Source organism: Burkholderia sp. AU33803 (assembly GCF_002223095.1).
Lineage (GTDB): Bacteria > Pseudomonadota > Gammaproteobacteria > Burkholderiales > Burkholderiaceae > Burkholderia.
In genome coordinates this window covers 82,500-98,451 of record NZ_NKFJ01000003.1, presented here as the reverse complement: position 1 = coordinate 98,451, position 15,952 = coordinate 82,500, and the positions used below count along the sequence as shown (strand labels likewise).

19 protein-coding genes are annotated in these 15,952 nt (G+C 67.1%); all 19 read right to left on the bottom strand.

Annotated elements, in window-relative coordinates; translation table 11 throughout:
- Positions 1-5: 5 nt before the first annotated feature.
- The 19 genes from hisA to CFB41_RS01775 all read right to left on the bottom strand — a co-directional run bounded on the left by hisA (position 6) and on the right by CFB41_RS01775 (position 15,931).
- Positions 6-761, bottom strand: coding sequence for a 1-(5-phosphoribosyl)-5-[(5-phosphoribosylamino)methylideneamino]imidazole-4-carboxamide isomerase (hisA, locus tag CFB41_RS01865; RefSeq protein ID WP_039366646.1), 756 nt, complete (start codon positions 759-761; stop codon positions 6-8).
- Positions 762-925: 164 nt separating this feature from the next.
- Positions 926-1,567, bottom strand: a complete 642-nt coding sequence (gene hisH, locus CFB41_RS01860; protein ID WP_089455472.1) for an imidazole glycerol phosphate synthase subunit HisH — start codon at positions 1,565-1,567, stop codon at positions 926-928.
- Positions 1,564-2,184, bottom strand: a complete 621-nt coding sequence (locus CFB41_RS01855) for a YchE family NAAT transporter (RefSeq protein WP_039366649.1) — start codon at positions 2,182-2,184, stop codon at positions 1,564-1,566. The genes hisH and CFB41_RS01855 overlap by 4 nt, the downstream gene beginning before the upstream one ends.
- A gap of 66 nt (positions 2,185-2,250) precedes the next feature.
- Positions 2,251-2,838: an imidazoleglycerol-phosphate dehydratase HisB gene (gene hisB, locus CFB41_RS01850; RefSeq protein ID WP_011350728.1), complete on the bottom strand. Its 588-nt coding sequence runs from the start codon at positions 2,836-2,838 to the stop codon at positions 2,251-2,253.
- A gap of 65 nt (positions 2,839-2,903) precedes the next feature.
- Positions 2,904-3,977, bottom strand: coding sequence for a histidinol-phosphate transaminase (gene hisC, locus CFB41_RS01845; protein ID WP_089455471.1), 1,074 nt, complete (start codon positions 3,975-3,977; stop codon positions 2,904-2,906).
- Positions 3,978-4,121: 144 nt separating this feature from the next.
- Positions 4,122-5,438: a histidinol dehydrogenase gene (gene hisD, locus CFB41_RS01840; protein ID WP_089455470.1), complete on the bottom strand. Its 1,317-nt coding sequence runs from the start codon at positions 5,436-5,438 to the stop codon at positions 4,122-4,124.
- Positions 5,439-5,462: 24 nt separating this feature from the next.
- Positions 5,463-6,116, bottom strand: coding sequence for an ATP phosphoribosyltransferase (gene hisG / locus CFB41_RS01835; protein WP_011350725.1), 654 nt, complete (start codon positions 6,114-6,116; stop codon positions 5,463-5,465).
- Complete coding sequence (murA, locus tag CFB41_RS01830) at positions 6,113-7,462, bottom strand: UDP-N-acetylglucosamine 1-carboxyvinyltransferase (protein WP_089439069.1); 1,350 nt, start codon at positions 7,460-7,462, stop codon at positions 6,113-6,115. Before murA ends, hisG begins: the two co-directional genes overlap by 4 nt.
- 14 nt (positions 7,463-7,476) lie before the next feature.
- Positions 7,477-7,716, bottom strand: coding sequence for a BolA family protein (locus CFB41_RS01825; RefSeq protein ID WP_006477131.1), 240 nt, complete (start codon positions 7,714-7,716; stop codon positions 7,477-7,479).
- Positions 7,717-7,772: 56 nt separating this feature from the next.
- Positions 7,773-8,612 (bottom strand): ABC transporter permease, encoded by an 840-nt coding sequence (locus CFB41_RS01820; protein WP_256940830.1) that lies wholly within the window; start codon positions 8,610-8,612, stop codon positions 7,773-7,775.
- The gene (locus tag CFB41_RS01815; RefSeq protein ID WP_011350722.1) at positions 8,609-9,535 is read right to left on the bottom strand and encodes an ABC transporter ATP-binding protein; all 927 of its coding nucleotides are present in this window, start codon (positions 9,533-9,535) and stop codon (positions 8,609-8,611) included. Before CFB41_RS01815 ends, CFB41_RS01820 begins: the two co-directional genes overlap by 4 nt.
- Before the next feature lie 192 nt (positions 9,536-9,727).
- Positions 9,728-10,003, bottom strand: a complete 276-nt coding sequence (locus tag CFB41_RS01810) for a lipid asymmetry maintenance protein MlaB (protein WP_089424333.1) — start codon at positions 10,001-10,003, stop codon at positions 9,728-9,730.
- On the bottom strand, positions 10,000-10,629 hold the full coding sequence (locus CFB41_RS01805) for a phospholipid-binding protein MlaC (RefSeq protein ID WP_089439148.1): 630 nt from the start codon (positions 10,627-10,629) through the stop codon (positions 10,000-10,002). Before CFB41_RS01805 ends, CFB41_RS01810 begins: the two co-directional genes overlap by 4 nt.
- Before the next feature lie 111 nt (positions 10,630-10,740).
- Positions 10,741-11,706: a VacJ family lipoprotein gene (locus CFB41_RS01800; RefSeq protein WP_046546273.1), complete on the bottom strand. Its 966-nt coding sequence runs from the start codon at positions 11,704-11,706 to the stop codon at positions 10,741-10,743.
- Between the two features lie 30 nt (positions 11,707-11,736).
- Positions 11,737-12,300 (bottom strand): outer membrane lipid asymmetry maintenance protein MlaD, encoded by a 564-nt coding sequence (mlaD, locus tag CFB41_RS01795; protein WP_089455468.1) that lies wholly within the window; start codon positions 12,298-12,300, stop codon positions 11,737-11,739.
- Positions 12,301-12,324: 24 nt separating this feature from the next.
- Positions 12,325-13,092, bottom strand: a complete 768-nt coding sequence (mlaE, locus tag CFB41_RS01790) for a lipid asymmetry maintenance ABC transporter permease subunit MlaE (RefSeq protein ID WP_089455467.1) — start codon at positions 13,090-13,092, stop codon at positions 12,325-12,327.
- Positions 13,089-13,910 (bottom strand): ABC transporter ATP-binding protein, encoded by an 822-nt coding sequence (locus CFB41_RS01785; RefSeq protein ID WP_039366673.1) that lies wholly within the window; start codon positions 13,908-13,910, stop codon positions 13,089-13,091. Before CFB41_RS01785 ends, mlaE begins: the two co-directional genes overlap by 4 nt.
- An 84-nt stretch (positions 13,911-13,994) precedes the next feature.
- Positions 13,995-15,119, bottom strand: coding sequence for a thiamine phosphate synthase (gene thiE, locus CFB41_RS01780; protein ID WP_089455466.1), 1,125 nt, complete (start codon positions 15,117-15,119; stop codon positions 13,995-13,997).
- Positions 15,116-15,931 carry a thiazole synthase gene (locus tag CFB41_RS01775; protein WP_089455465.1) on the bottom strand — a complete coding sequence of 272 codons (816 nt, stop codon included), beginning with the start codon at positions 15,929-15,931 and terminating at the stop codon, positions 15,116-15,118. Before CFB41_RS01775 ends, thiE begins: the two co-directional genes overlap by 4 nt.
- Positions 15,932-15,952: the final 21 nt, after the last annotated feature.

Here is a 15,952-nt window from a genome sequence, read left to right as displayed (position 1 = left end):
CGCGCTTACGCGTTGTCGAGTTCGCCGTTCAGTTCGTCCGCGCGCTTTTGCGCGGCCGCGAAATCGAGATCGCCGGAGTAGATCGCACGGCCGCAGATCACGCCTTCGACGCCGTGCTCCTCGACTTCGCACAGGTTCTCGATGTCCGTGAGGTTCGACAGGCCGCCGCTGGCGATCACGGGGATGCCGACTGCCTGCGCGAGCTTCACGGTCGCCTCGATGTTGATGCCCTGCAGCATCCCGTCGCGGCCGATGTCCGTGTAGACGATCGATTCGACGCCGTAGTCCTCGAACTTGCGCGCAAGGTCGATCACTTCGTGGCCGGTCAGCTTGCTCCAGCCGTCGGTCGCGACCTTGCCGTCCTTCGCGTCCAGGCCGACGATGATGTTGCCGGAGAACGCGGTGCATGCGTCCTGCAGGAAGCCGGGGTTCTTCACCGCGGCCGTACCGATGATCACGTAGGACAGGCCGGCGTCGAGATACTTCTCGATCGTCTCGAGGCTGCGGATGCCGCCGCCGAGCTGGACGGGAATTTCATCGCCGACCTCGTCGAGGATCGCTTCGATCGCCTCGAGATTCTTCGGCTTGCCGGCGAACGCGCCGTTCAGGTCGACGAGATGGAGCCGCCGGGCGCCGAGATCGACCCACTTGCGGGCCATCGCCGCCGGGTCCTCGGAAAAAATCGTGGCCTGGTCCATATCGCCCTGTTTGAGGCGCACACACTGACCGTCTTTGAGGTCGATGGCCGGAATCAGCAACATAGCAATCGGGTGTCGTCGTGGAAAAAGAAAAGAATCCGGCGCGTACCGGCCAATCCGGTACCGCGCCGTCTCGCTAGTTTAGTACAACTCTTTCGGCGCTTAGGCGCGAGCGCGCCGTGCGACAGGCCGTTCGGCCAGATCGACTGTGGCTCGCGCACCACGTTTCACGGTTTCCAGTGTACGAAGTTGCGATACAGACGCAACCCGACCTCCGCGCTTTTCTCGGGGTGGAATTGGGTCGCGAAGAGGTTGTCCCGCGCGACCGCGGACGTAAACGGCGCGCCATAGGCCGTTTCGCCAACCGTATGCGCCGGGTTGTCCGGCGTGACGTAATAACTGTGCACGAAGTAGAAATACGCGTCGTCGGGCACGCCGTCCCACAGCGGGTGCGGCTGCGACTGGCGCACGCGGTTCCAGCCCATCTGCGGCACCTTGAAGCGCGAGCCGTCGTCCTGCAGGCGGCCGTCGAGCGCGAAACGCACGACCTTGCCGGGCAACAGGCCGAGGCCCTTGGTGTCGCCTTCCGCGCTCCAGTCGAACAGCATCTGCTCGCCGACGCACACGCCGAGCAGCGGCTTGGTGCGCGAGGCCTCGATCACGGCCTCCTGCAGGCCCGATTCGCCGAGGCTGCGCATGCAGTCGGGCATCGCGCCCTGGCCGGGCAGCACGACACGGTCGGCCGCGCGGATCGCGGCCGGCGTGTCGACGATCGCCACCTCGGCGGCCGGCTCGGCCTTCTTGAGCGCCTGCGCGACCGAGCGCAGGTTGCCCATCCCATAATCCACAATCGCAATCGAAGTTTTCATCTCAGTGCAGGCAGTAGCGCCCTCAGTCCATTGACGATGAATTCCACCGCCAGCGCCGACAGCATCAGACCCATCAGCCGCGTGGCGATGTTGATGCCCGTGCGGCCGATCCAGTTCGCGATCGGCTCGGCGAGCCGCATCGCGACGAAACACAGAAAAGCCAGGACCGCGCCGATCGCGACCAGCCCGGCCCGCTCATACCAGTGATGCGAGTTCGCCGCATAGATGATCACCGTGCTGATCGAGCCGGGGCCCGTGAGCAGCGGAATCGCCAGCGGCACGACCGCGATGTTGTCCTTCAGCTCGGCCTCGTGGCGCTCCTCCGGCGTCGATCGCGTGTTGCCGATCTGCGCGTTCAGCATGTTGATCGCCATCAGCAGCATGATGATCCCGCCGCCCACTTCGAGCGACCCGACCGAAATGCCGAAGAAGTCGATGATCTGCTGCCCGAGCAGCGTCGTCACCGTGATCACGCAGAACACCGACACCGACGCGATCCGGATCGTGCGCCGCCGCTCGGCATCCGTCTGCTGCGCCGTCAGGCTCAGGAAGAACGGCACCGCGCCGACCGGGTTGATCAGCGCCAGCAGCGAGATGAACGATTTGAGCAGATCCATCGCAAGCCGGCGCCGCGCGCCGAAGCCGTGAGGTTGTCCTTGACGCGCCGTCCGGTCAGTTCAGGTTCAGAGACTGCCCTTCGTCGACGGGATCTGCCCCGCCGCACGCTCGTCCAGCTCCACCGCCGCGCGCAGCGCACGGCCGAAGGCCTTGAACACCGTTTCGAGCTGATGGTGCGCGTTGATCCCGCGCAGGTTGTCGATGTGCAGCGTGACGCCCGCGTGGTTCACGAAACCGCGGAAGAATTCGATCGACAGGTCGACGTCGAACGTGCCGATCCGCGCCCGCGTGAACGGCACGTGGAATTCGAGGCCCGGCCGGCCGGAGAAGTCGATCACGACGCGCGACAGCGCCTCGTCGAGCGGCACGTACGAATGGCCATAGCGGCGGATGCCCTTGCGGTCGCCGATCGCCTTCGCGACGGCCTGGCCGAGCGTGATGCCGACATCCTCGACCGTGTGGTGGTCGTCGATATGCGTATCGCCATGCGCTTCAACCTCGAGATCGACCAGACCGTGTCGCGCGATCTGGTCGAGCATATGGTCGAGGAACGGCACGCCGGTGGCCAGCTTCTGCTGGCCCGTGCCGTCGAGATTGAGCTTCACACGGATCTGCGTTTCGCTGGTATTGCGAACGACTTCCGCCACACGCATGGCAATTCCTTGACTGAGTCGATGTAAATGGGGATTGATCGTTTCGCGCTGCGGCGCCCTGAGGCTCAACCGGGCAGCGCGAGTTTCAAAGCGGCCAGCAGGCGCGCGTTTTCGTCGGGAGAACCGACGGTCAGCCGCACGCATTCAGCCAGCAACGGATGCATTTTACTCACGTTTTTGACCAACACCCGCTCGGTGAGCAGCGCGTCGAACACGGCGGCCGCGTCCGGCACGCGCACCAGCAGGAAATTGCCCGCGCTCGGGAACACCGTCGTGCCCGGCAGCGCGGCCACTTCCTGGGCGAGACGCGTGCGTTCCGCTCGCAGGTCGGCCGCCTGCGCGTCGAGCACGTCGAGGTGGTCGAGCAGGAAATCGGCGGTCGCCTGGGTCAGCACGTTGATGTTGTACGGCGGGCGCACCTTGTCGAATTCGGTCAGCCACGCGGGCGAACCGACCAGATAGCCGAGGCGGATGCCCGCGAGGCCGAGCTTCGACACCGTGCGCATCACGACGACGTTGTCGAATTCGGCGGCGCGCGGCAGCCACGAGCGCACCGCGAACGGCTGGTACGCCTCGTCGATCACGACCAGGCTGTGCCGCGCGGCCGCGACGATCCGTTCGATATCGGCATCGTCGTACAGCGTGCCGGTCGGGTTGTTCGGGTACGCGAGATAGACGAGCGCCGGACGATGCTCGGCAATCGCCGCGAGCATCGCGTCGACGTCGAGCGTCAGGTCGGCCTTCAGCGGCACGCCGACGAATTCGAGCTGCGCGAGCTTCGCGGACAGTTCGTACATCACGAAGCCCGGCACCGGCGCGAGCACCTTCGCGCCCGGCTTCGCACAGGCCATCGACATCATGCTGATGATTTCGTCCGAGCCGTTGCCCAGCAGCACGTCGCAGCCGGCCGGCACGCCCATCACATGGCGCAGCTTGTCGAGCAGCGCGGCCGGGCGCGGCGCCGGGTAGCGGTTCAGCGCGACCTGCGCGAGACGCTCGCCAAGCGCCGCGGCGAGCGGTTCGGGCAGCGGGTACGGGTTCTCCATCGCGTCGAGTTTCACGAACCCGCTCGCGTCGGGCACCGGGTAGCTCGTCATCGCGAGCACGTCGCGGCGGATGATGTCTTGTGGCGTCGTCATGGTCTCAAGCCGGCGTACGTCGCGCCGGCGTCAATGGGTCGGCAAAGCGGCGGTTGCCGCCCTGCACAGGTGTCTCCTGCCCCGGCCTACCGGGGCAGGCCGGGCGGCACGTCAGCGCCGGCCGCGGCCCCGTGCAGCGTGCGGTCAGTTCTTCATCCGGAACTCGGCGCTCTTCGCGTGCGCCTGCAGCCCCTCGCCGTACGCGAGCTCGGATGCGATCTCGCCGAGCGTCTGCGCACCTTCCGCGCTGACCTCGATCACGCTCGAGCGCTTGATGAAGTCGTACACGCCGAGCGGCGACGAGAAGCGCGCGGTGCGCGACGTCGGCAGCACGTGGTTCGGGCCCGCGCAGTAGTCGCCGAGGCTTTCGCTCGTGTAGCGGCCGAGGAAGATCGCGCCCGCATGGCGGATCTGCTGGCCCCATTGCTGCGGCTCCAGCGCGGAAATTTCCAGGTGCTCGGGCGCGATGTCGTTCGCGATCCGGCAGGCCTCGGCCATGTCGCGCACCTTGATCAGCGCGCCACGGCCTTCGAGCGACGCGCGGATCACGTCCTGGCGCGGCATCGACGGCAGCAGTTCGTCGATCGCCTTTGCGACGCGCTCGAGGAACGCACCGTCCGGGCACAGCAGGATCGATTGCGCGAGTTCATCGTGCTCGGCCTGCGAGAACAGGTCCATCGCGACCCAGTTCGGATCGGTCGTGCCGTCGCACAGCACGAGGATTTCCGACGGCCCGGCGATCATGTCGATGCCGACCGTGCCGAACACGCGGCGCTTCGCCGACGCGACGTACGCATTGCCGGGGCCGCAGATCTTGTCGACGGCCGGCACCGTCGCCGTGCCGTAGGCGAGCGCGCCGACCGCCTGCGCACCGCCGATCGTGAACACGCGATCGACGCCGCCGAGCAGCGCCGCGGCGAGCACGAGGTCGTTCTTCACGCCGTCCGGCGTCGGCACGACCATCACGATCTCGCCGACGCCCGCGACGCGCGCGGGAATCGCGTTCATCAGCACCGACGACGGATACGCGGCCTTGCCGCCCGGCACGTACAGGCCGACGCGGTCGAGCGGCGTGATCTTCTGGCCGAGCACCGTGCCGTCGCTTTCCGTGTATTGCCAGCTATGCGTGCCGCACTCGATCTTCTGCTTCTCGTGGTACGCACGCACCCGCGCGGCAGCGGCTTCCAGCGCCGCGCGCGCCTTCGGCGCGAGGCCGTCGAGCGCCGCCTGCAGCGCGTCCTGCGGCAGCTCCAGCGCGGCGACGCTCGTCGCGTTCAGCCGGTCGAAGCGGTTCGTGTACTCGAGCACCGCGGCGTCGCCGCGTGACTTCACGTCGGCGAGGATCTGCGCGACCGATTGCTCGATCGCCGCGTCTTCGCTCGCCTCGAATGCGAGCAGCGCGCGCAGCTCGGCGCCGAAGCCTTCGCTCGTCGAATCGAGCTTGCGGATGGTGATGGACATGGGAGTTCCGTTACGGTGATGCGCTCAACCGCCATTCTGCGACGCGCGTTCGAACGCGTCGAGGATCGGCTTGAGCGCCGTGCGCTTCAACTTCAGCGCTGCCTGGTTCACGACGAGACGCGATGAGATCGCCATGATCTCCTCGACCTCGACCAGATTGTTCGCCTTCAGCGTGCCGCCCGAGCTGACGAGGTCGACGATCGCATCGGCCAGCCCGACCAGCGGCGCCAGCTCCATCGAGCCGTACAGCTTGATCAGGTCGACGTGCACGCCCTTCGCGGCAAAGTGTTCGCGGGCGGTTTCGACGTACTTCGTCGCGACGCGCAGCCGCGCGCCCTGGCGCACCGCGCTCGCGTAGTCGAAACCGGCCGATACCGCCACCGACATCCGGCAGCGCGCAATGTTCAGATCGATCGGCTGGTACAGGCCCGAGCCGCCGTGCTCGACCAGCACGTCCTTGCCGGCCACGCCGAAGTCGGCCGCGCCGTATTCGACGTAGGTCGGCACGTCGCTCGCGCGCACGATGATCACGCGCAGGTCAGGGTTCGTCGTCGGCAGGATCAGCTTGCGCGACGTTTCGGGATCCTCGGTCACCTGCACGCCGGCCGCGGCCAGCAGCGGCAGGGTTTCCTCGAAAATCCGGCCCTTCGACAGGGCAAGGGTCAGCGGCGCGGTCATGCTTGGCTCCCGGAAAGGCGGCGCACGTTCGCGCCGACGGCGGTCAGTTTGGCTTCCATGCGGTCGTAGCCGCGGTCCAGATGATAGATGCGGTCGACCAGCGTTTCGCCGTCGGCACGCAGCCCGGCGATCACGAGGCTCGCCGACGCGCGCAGGTCGGTCGCCATCACGTTCGCGCCCGACAGCTTCTCGACCCCCGTCACGAGCGCGGTGTTGCCGTCGATCGTGATGTTCGCGCCGAGCCGGTTCAGCTCCTGCACGTGCATGAAACGGTTCTCGAAAATGGTTTCGACGACTTGCGCGGTGCCCGTCGCGACCGTATTGAGGGCCATGAACTGCGCCTGCATGTCGGTCGGGAACGCCGGGTATTCCGACGTGCGGATCGTCACCGCCGACGGGCGGCGGTCCATCTTCACGCGCAGCCAGCTGTCGCCTTCCTCGATCGACACGCCGGCTTCGCGCAGCTTGTCGATCACCGCGTCGAGGATGTGCGGGCGCACGCCCGTCAGCATCACGTCGCCGCCGGCCGCCGCGACCGCGCACAGGAACGTGCCGGCCTCGATGCGGTCGGGGATCACCGAATGACGCGCGCCGTGCAGCCGCTCGACGCCCTGGATCACGAGGCGATCGGTGCCGATGCCGTCGATTTTCGCGCCCATCGCGACCAGCAAGTGTGCGAGATCGCTCACTTCCGGCTCGCGCGCGGCATTTTCGATCACCGTCTCGCCATCGGCGAGCGTCGCGGCCATCAGCAGGTTTTCCGTGCCCGTCACCGTGATCATGTCGGTCACGATGCGCGCGCCCTTCAGGCGCTTCGCGCGGGCTTCGATGAAGCCGTGCTCGATGCTGATCTCGGCGCCCATCGCCTGCAGGCCCTTGATGTGCTGGTCGACCGGACGCGCGCCGATCGCGCAGCCGCCCGGCAGCGACACCTTCGCCTCGCCGAAGCGCGCGAGCAGCGGCCCGAGCACGAGGATCGACGCGCGCATCGTCTTCACGAGCTCGTACGGCGCGACGAGGTTGTCGACGCGCGACGCGTCGAGCCGCACGCGGCAGCCGTCGGTCTCGCTCTTCACGCCCATCTGGTTCAGCACCTTCAGCGTGGTCCGCACGTCCTTGAGATTCGGCACGTTGTCGAGATCGACCGGGTCACCGGTGAGCAGCCCCGCGCACAGGATCGGCAGCGCGGCATTCTTCGCGCCCGACACGACGATCTCGCCCGACAGGCGGTGGCCGCCTTCGATCACGAGCTTGTCCATCCCATGGCCATGCGCTTCCCCGTTGGCGGCCGGGTGTGCCGTGGCGACGCTCTGGACGGCGTCGCGCTCGTTGACGGTGACTTGCACTCAGTGATTTCCGTTTATGCGTTCTGCCATTCGGCGGGCGTCAGCGTCTTCATGCTGAGCGCGTGAATTTCCTGTTTCATGCGATCGCCGAGCGCCGCATAGACGAGCTGGTGCCGCTGGATCGGGCGCTTGCCTTCGAAGGCCGCCGACACGATCGTCGCGAAGAAATGCTGGCCGTCGCCTTCGACTTCCAGATGCGTGCAGGCGAGACCGCCGGCGATGTATTGCTTGACCTGTTCGGGAGTCGGCAACATGGTGTAAGGCTCCTGTCGGCGCGCGCCGCCCGGATGGCGGCCGCTGCCTGTCGATATCAATGACGCAGTTTGTAGCCGGTCGCGAGCAGCCGCATCGCGATCAGCGCGAGCAGCACGAAGAAACCGGTGACGATCGCGAGGCTCGCGAACGGGTTGATGTCGGACGCGCCGAAGAACCCGAAACGGAAGCCGTCGATCATGTAGAAAAACGGATTGAGACGCGAGATCTCGCGCCACACGGGCGGCAGCGAGTGCGTCGAATAGAACACGCCGGACAGGAACGTCAGCGGCATGATCAGGAAGTTCTGGAACGCGGCGAGCTGGTCGAACTTCTCGGCCCAGATCCCGGCGATCAGGCCGAGCGTGCCGAGGATCGCCGAGCCGAGCAACGCGAACGCAATGATGAACAGCGGCGCCGCGAAATGCATCGGGATAAACCAGATCGTCACGACGAACACGCCCGTGCCGACGGCGAGGCCACGCACCACGGACGCGAGCACGTACGCGCCGAAGATGTCGCGGTACGACAGCGGCGGCAGCAACATGAACACGAGGTTGCCGGTGATCTTCGACTGAATCAGCGACGACGAGCTGTTCGCGAACGCGTTCTGCAGCACGCTCATCATCACGAGGCCCGGTACGAGAAAGCTCACGTACTTGACGCCCGGATAGACCTCGACGCGGCCCGACAGCGCATGACCGAAGATCGTCAGATACAGCAGCGCCGTGACGATCGGCGCGCACACCGTCTGGAACGACACTTTCCAGAAACGCAGCAGTTCCTTGTAGAACAGCGTTTGAAAACCGCTTCCCGACACTCGCCGGGCCGCCCCAAGAGTGGCGGGCGCCCCCTCGGGGGGCAGCGAACGCAGTTCGCGTGGGGGTTGTTGATTCATGCCAGACCCTCGATGACGTCGGCCCCGTTCATCACCTGGACGAACACATCCTCGAGGTCGGCCTTGCGGACCTCGATCTCGTCGAACGTGCAGCCCGCCGCGCGGCACTGCGCGAGGATGCGTTCGACATCGTCATAGCTCGTCAGGCGCAGCAGATGCTCGCCCGGCGCGCGGGCGGCCGGGTCGGACTCCAGCCCTCGCAGCTCGGACGGCAGCGCGCCGGTCGCGAGGCGCAGGTAGAGCTGCAGCCCCGCGAAGCGGCGAAGCAGCGCGTCGGTGCGGTCGAGCGCGACCACTTCGCCACGGCGCAGCATCGCGATGCGGTCGCACAGCGACTCGGCTTCCTCGAGGTAATGGGTGGTCAGCACGATCGTGTGGCCTTCTCGGTTCAGGCGCGAGATGAATTTCCACAGCGTCTGGCGCAATTCGACGTCGACACCGGCGGTCGGTTCGTCGAGCACGATCACGGGCGGCCGGTGCACGAGCGCCTGCGCGACCAGCACGCGGCGCTTCATCCCGCCCGACAGCGCGCGCATGTTCGCGTCGGCCTTCTCGGTGAGGTCGAGATTGGCCATCACTTCGTCGATCCAGTCGTCGTTGCGGCGCAGCCCGAAATAGCCGGACTGGATCCGCAGCGTCTCGCGGACGGTGAAGAACGGATCGAACACGAGTTCCTGCGGCACGACGCCGAGTGCACGGCGCGCGCCACGGAAGTCCTTGACGACGTCGTGACCGCGCACCGAGATACTGCCTTCGTCGGCCCGGGCAAGCCCGGCGAGGATACTGATGAGCGTGGTCTTGCCTGCGCCGTTGGGGCCGAGCAGACCGAAAAACTCGCCCTCCTCGACCGACAGGCTGACGCCCTTGAGCGCCTGAAGCGACTTGTAGCGCTTCTTGACGTGACGGATTTCTATGGCTGACATGACTGTGCGCGACGCCAGGGCCGCGACGCCTATTCTGTGCTTGCTGCGTATGAAAATGGGGGCCGGACGCCGATTGGCTGCCCCGCAAAACGCTTGATTATAGGGCAAACCGGCTGGGGGAGCCGGTGCCGGAGGCACGCGGCCTGAAGCTTGCGCGCGCCGGGCGGCGCGGCAGGCTCCGGTCGGACAGGGTCAATGTCGCCCGGTGCCGTCGATGAGCGCGTCGACGCCGTACGCGCGCGCGAGGCTGGCGAGCTTCGGGGGGAGATTGTGGATGTCGAGGGTCGCGCCGCGCGCTTTCGCGGCACGTTGCCATGCGAGCAGCACGGCGAGCGCGGACGAGTCGAACTGCGTCAGCGCCGCGCAATCGACGGCGGTCGCGCCCGCGCCGATGCGCGCAAGACCGTCCGCGAGCGCGGACTTCGCGCTCGCGACGGTCAGCGAGGAGCCGGCTTCGAAGCCGCTCACGACGCTTGCTTGCCGGCGGCAAGTTGCTGGTTGCGCTGCGTGAGGAACTGGATCAGGCCTTCCACGCCGCTTTGCTGGATCTTCTCGTTGAACTGCTGCTGGTACGTCTGGATCAGCCACGCGCCGAGCACGTTCAGGTCATACACCTTCCAGCCGTTGGCCGTCTTGTACAGGCGGTAGTCGATCTGGACCGGCTGGCCGTTGTTCATCGCGACCGTCTTGACCACGACATCGGTATCGGCCGGATCGGCACGGAACGGCGGGTACTGGATCTGCTGGTCCGGCTTCAGCTGCGCCAGCGCACCCGAGTACGTGCGGATCAGCAGCAGCTTGAACTGCTCCTGAACCTGCTGTTGCTGGTCGGCCGTGGCCGTGCGCCAGTTGCGGCCCATCGCGAGCTGCGTGGTGCGGCGGAAATCGGTGTACGGCAGGATGTCCTTGTTGACGATCGAAATGATGCGGTTGGTGTCGCCCTGCTTGATCGTCTGCTGCTTGACTTCGTCGAGCACCTGCTGCGTCGCCGTCTTGATCAGCGCCTGCGGGTTCGACTGGTCGACTTGCGCGTGGGCTGCGCTGCCGAACGAGAACAGCGCCGCGAAAACGGGGATCAGGAACAGTTTTTTCATCATAGTGGCCTGCATGAATGAGTCGATGCGAAGGTTGGAGCAGGTAGCTTACGCGCAAGTTCGCATACGCTACCGACTGAATCGTTTCCGGCTGTAACGAATGTAAATCCGTCAGTGCAGCCGGATGCTCGGGAACCGGAACCCGCCCGGCGACGGCGGCGCCACCTGCATCGCCGGCACGTTCGTTTCGCTGGCCGGGTTCGGCGATTCGGCCGTGCCCGAAGCCGGCGCAGCCACCGCCGCGCCCGATGCGCCTGCCGGCGCCGTTGCACCGCCCACCGCCGCTGCGCCCGCCGCCCCGGCCGCGCCGGCTGCCGCCGGGGCCGCGCCGTCTTCCGGCAGATCGTACTTCGGCAGCGCATCGTTGCTCGACGTCGCGGCCGCCTCGCCGCGCGCGTTGCTGATCAGCATCTGGCGGCGTTGCAGGTACGCGTTACGGACGAACGAATACTTGTCGAGCGCCGCGGCATCCAGCACGTCGCCCGCGCCGAGCAGGTTCGAGCGCGTGTTGACGAGATTCACGCCGAACAGGCCCCAGCTCAGGCCATCCGGTTTCACGTACGTGAGCGGGTTGCCGACGTAGTCGACGCCCAGGCCGGCCGTGTCGCGCAGCGTGCTCGGGCCGAGCAGCGGCAGCACGAGGTACGGACCCGACGGCATGCCGTAGCGGCCCATCGTGATCCCGAAGTCGGCCGTGTGCTTCGGCAGCTTCGCGATCGTCGCGACGTCGAACAGGCCGCCGACGCCGAACACCGTGTTGATCACGACGCGCATGATGTCGCCCACGCCGTCGGCAATGCGCAGCTGCACGATGTTGTTCGCCGCGATGTAGACGTCGCCGATGTTCGAGAAGAAGTTCGTCACGCTGTCGCGCACCGGCTGCGGCACCACGTACTGGTAGCCCTTCGCGACCGGCTTCAGCGCGTACGTGTCGACCGTGTCGTTGAACTTGTACATCGACCGGTTGAAGCCTTCGAGCGGATCGCCCTTGGTCGGCGTCTGCACGGTCGCGCAGCCGCTCAACGCGGCGACTGCCGCTACCGCCAGCGCGGCCTGCCTGATGCGGATCGTCTGCATGGTCATTCCCTCTTGTTTTCTCTCGTGTGGTTATTGGCCGGCCGAACCGGACACCGCCGACGCCGGCACCGCCACCGGTGCGGGCGCGGCGGGCGCGGCGGCCGATGCGCCGGCGGCCGGCTTCGCACCGCCCGCATCGGCGGCCTTGCTGTACAGGAACTGGCCGATCAGGTTCTCGAGCACGATCGCCGATTGCGTCATCGTGATCGTATCGCCCGACTTCAGCATTTCGGTGTCACCGCCCGGATCCAGGCCGATATATTGCTCGCCGATCAGGCCCGACGTCAGGATCTTCGCCGACGAATCCTTCGGGAACTGATACTGGCCGTCGACATCGATCGTGACGAGTGCCTGGTACGTGTTCGTGTCGAAGCCGATCGATTTCACGCGGCCGACCACGACGCCCGCGCTCTTCACGGCCGCGCGCGGCTTCAGCCCGCCGATATTGTCGAATTTCATCCTCACCGAATAGGTCGGCTGAAACGACAGCGAGCTCATGTTGCCGACCTTGAGCGCCAGGAACAGCACCGCAAGGAAGCCCACCACCACGAACAGGCCGACCCAGAAGTCGAGAGCAGTCTTTTTCATCGTCATCCCAAAATTTGGCTTGGCTGAGGCTTAGCTGAACATCAGCGCGGTCAGCAGGAAATCGAGGCCGAGTACGGCGAGCGACGCGAACACGACCGTCTTGGTGGTCGCGCGCGACACGCCCTCGGGCGTGGGCTTCGCTTCATACCCTTGATACAGCGCAATGAAGGTCACGGCGAACCCGAACACGATGCTCTTGATCACGCCGTTGCCGACGTCGGCCCAGACCTGCACGCCGCCCTGCATCTGCGACCAGAACGCGCCCGGATCGACGCCGATCAGCACGACGCCGACGAAGTAACCGCCGAGCACGCCGACCGCGTTGAAGATCGCCGCCAGCAGCGGCATCGCGATGATGCCCGCCCACATGCGCGGCGCGATCACGTTCTTGATCGGGTCCACCGCCATCATCTCGAGCGCGGTGAGCTGTTCGCCGGCTTTCATCAGGCCGATCTCGGCCGTGAGCGACGTGCCCGCACGCCCCGCGAACAGCAGCGCGGTGACGACCGGCCCGAGCTCACGCACGAGCGACAGCGCGACCAGCAGGCCGAGCGCCTGCTCGGAACCGTAGCGGTTCAGCGTGTAATAGCCCTGCAGGCCAAGCACGAAGCCGACGAACAGCCCCGACACGGCAATGATCACGAACGAATAGTTGCCGAGGAAGTGGATCTGCTTCGTGACCAGCCGCGGCCGGCGCAGCAGCGGGAAGAATTGCAGCACGAGGCGCACGAACAGCCGCGTGCCGTAGCCCGCGCGTTCGAGGCCGCCGATGACGTAACGTCCGATCGCGCTGATCATGCGCGCCCTCCGCCGAGGCCGAAATCCGCTGCGAGCGGCGGGCTCGTGTAATGAAATTTGAACGGGCCGTCCGGCGCGCCGTCGATGAACTGCCGCACGCTCGGATCGGTCGACGCGCGCAACTCGTCGGGCGTGCCCTGCGCGAGCACGCCGCCGTTGGCCAGGAAATACACGTAGTCGGCGATCGCGAACGATTCCGGCACGTCGTGCGTGACGAGGATCGACGTGGCCCCCAGCGCCTGGTTCAGCGTGCGGATCAGGTTCGCGGTGATGCCGAGCGAGATCGGATCGAGGCCCGCGAACGGCTCGTCGTACATGATGAGCTGCGGATCGAGCGCGATCGCGCGTGCCAGCGCGATACGGCGCGCCATCCCGCCCGACACCTCGGACGGCATCAGGTCGCGCGCGCCGCGCAGCCCGACCGCGTTGAGCTTCATCAGCACGAGGTCGCGGATCAGGTCTTCGGGCAGGTCGGTGTGCTCGCGCAGCGCGAACGCGACGTTCTCGAACACCGACATGTCGGTGAACAACGCGCCGAACTGGAACAGCATGCCCATCTTGCGGCGCAGCGCGTACAGGCCGTCGCGCGTCTGCGCGCCGACATCGGCGCCGTCGAACAGCACCTGGCCGCGGCGCGCACGCACGAGGCCGCCGATCAGGCGCAGCACGGTCGTCTTGCCGCAACCCGACCCGCCCATGACCGCAACAACCTGCCCACGCCCGAAGCGCAGGTTCAGGTTGGACAGGACGAGGCGGTCGCCGTAGCCAAAGTCGACGTCGCGAAGTTCCAGCAGTGACTCGGTAGGAGTGGGGCTCACGGAGCTGACAGTCCTTTTACGCAGAACGCCGAATTATAGGGCCTGCATTGGAATGATGTCGTGAAGCCGTTCCGGGCCCTGCGGTCAACGATTGTCAAATTGTCCCGGAAAGCATTGCTGCAACGCAGCAATGGCAGCCCGATAGTCGGCCGCGCCCGTCACCGCACTGACCACCGCGACACTGCCGACGCCCGTTGCCAGCACGCCCGGCAGCGCATCGAGCCCCACCCCGCCGATCGCGACGAGCGGCGCCTGGGCACCCACGAAGCGCGCATAGCGGGTGATCCGCGCGAGGCCCTGTGGCGGCGCAGCAACGGCCTTGGTCGCAGTCGCGTACACGGGGCCGAGCGCGAGGTAGCTCGGGCGCTCGTGCAATGCCCGCAACATTTCGTAATAACCGTGGCTCGAAAGTCCGAGCCGCAGGCCCGCGCGTGCGATCGCGGCCAGATCGGCCGTCTCGAGGTCTTCCTGACCCAGATGCACGCCGTACGCCCCCTCTTCTGCAGCGATCTGCCAGTGATCGTTGATGAACACGCGCGCATCGGGACAGCGGCGCCCGGCCGCGACCGCGCGGGCGATTTCCCGTCGCATCACGTCCGGCGTCGCGCCTTTCACACGCAGTTGCACGGTCCGCACGCCGCAATCGAGCACGCGTTCGACCCATTCGGCGTCCGGCACGACCGGATACAGACCGAGTTGCGCGGGGCACGGCGCGAATGCGGGTTCGGGCGCGGCCGGCAGCCCGGCGACCCGCGGGAACTGCGCGGCGTCGACCGGCCACGCATCGGCGGCGCGGGTTTCATCGCCGTCGCGCCAGGCCAGCGCGAGCACCAGCGCATCGATCGGCGCGAAGCCGCAATCGAGGAACGCCGCGAGTGCGGCGATCCAGTCGTCCCCGAGCGGATGCGCGGCGTCGAGCGCATAACGCGCACCCGCCGTGTGAAACACCGCGCCCTGCTCGTCGAATTCGATCGCGACGGCGCCCGGCGCCGCGGGCCGCGACGCGGCCGACACGCGCGCCTGCGCGGCGTGGTCGCCAGCCGAGACGATCAGCACGTCGCCATCGGCCGGCACATCGGGCACCGCGACGCAGAGCCGCCGTGGCGCCGCCCCGCGCGGCCAGTCGCCGAGCCGCGCGCGAATCCGTTCGGCCGCTTCGGCCAGCTCGTCGGCCGGCGGCCAGAATGCATCGGCGAAACGCGCGCTCATGCGGCGCCTCCGTCCTGGTGCCAGAACGGCATCCCGACGACCGGCGTGCTCGCATGCGCGGTCTCGCGCGCATCCATCGGCCCGGCGAGATACGCGGCACGGCCGGCCTCGACGCCCTGCGCAAACGCGCGCGCCATGATCTCGGGATGCGTGGCCTGCGACACGGCCGTGTTCAGCAACACGCCGTCGAAGCCCCACTCCATCACCTGGCACGCATGCGACGGCACGCCGAGCCCCGCGTCGACGATCAGCGGCACGTCCGGCAGCCGCTCGCGCAGCACGCGCAGGCCGTACGGGTTCACGACGCCCTTGCCCGTGCCGATCGGCGCGCCCCACGGCATCAGCGCCTCGCAGCCGACGTCGAGCAGGCGCCGGCCGATCACCAGATCCTCGGTGCAGTACGGCAGCACCTTGAAACCGTCCTTGACCAGTTGCGCAGCCGCTTCGATCAGGCCGACCGGGTCGGGCTGCAGCGTGTAGTCGTCGCCGATCAGTTCGAGCTTGATCCAGTCGGTGCCGAAGACCTCGCGCGCCATGTGCGCGGTCGTCACGGCTTCGGCGACGGTCTGGCAGCCGGCCGTGTTCGGCAGCAGCGGCACCGCGTGGCGCTTGAGCAGGTCGAAGAAGCCGGCTTCGGCCGTGCCGCCCGTCATCTGGCGGCGCAGCGCGACCGTCACCATCCCGGGACGCGACGCGGCGATCGAATCGGACAGCGACTGCAGCGACGGGTAGCGCGACGTGCCGAGCAACACGCGGCTTGCGAAGGTTTCGCCGTACAGCGTCAACGCGTCGGCGGAGGTGAGGGACGTCATGTCGTTTTCCTGAAAGAGCGG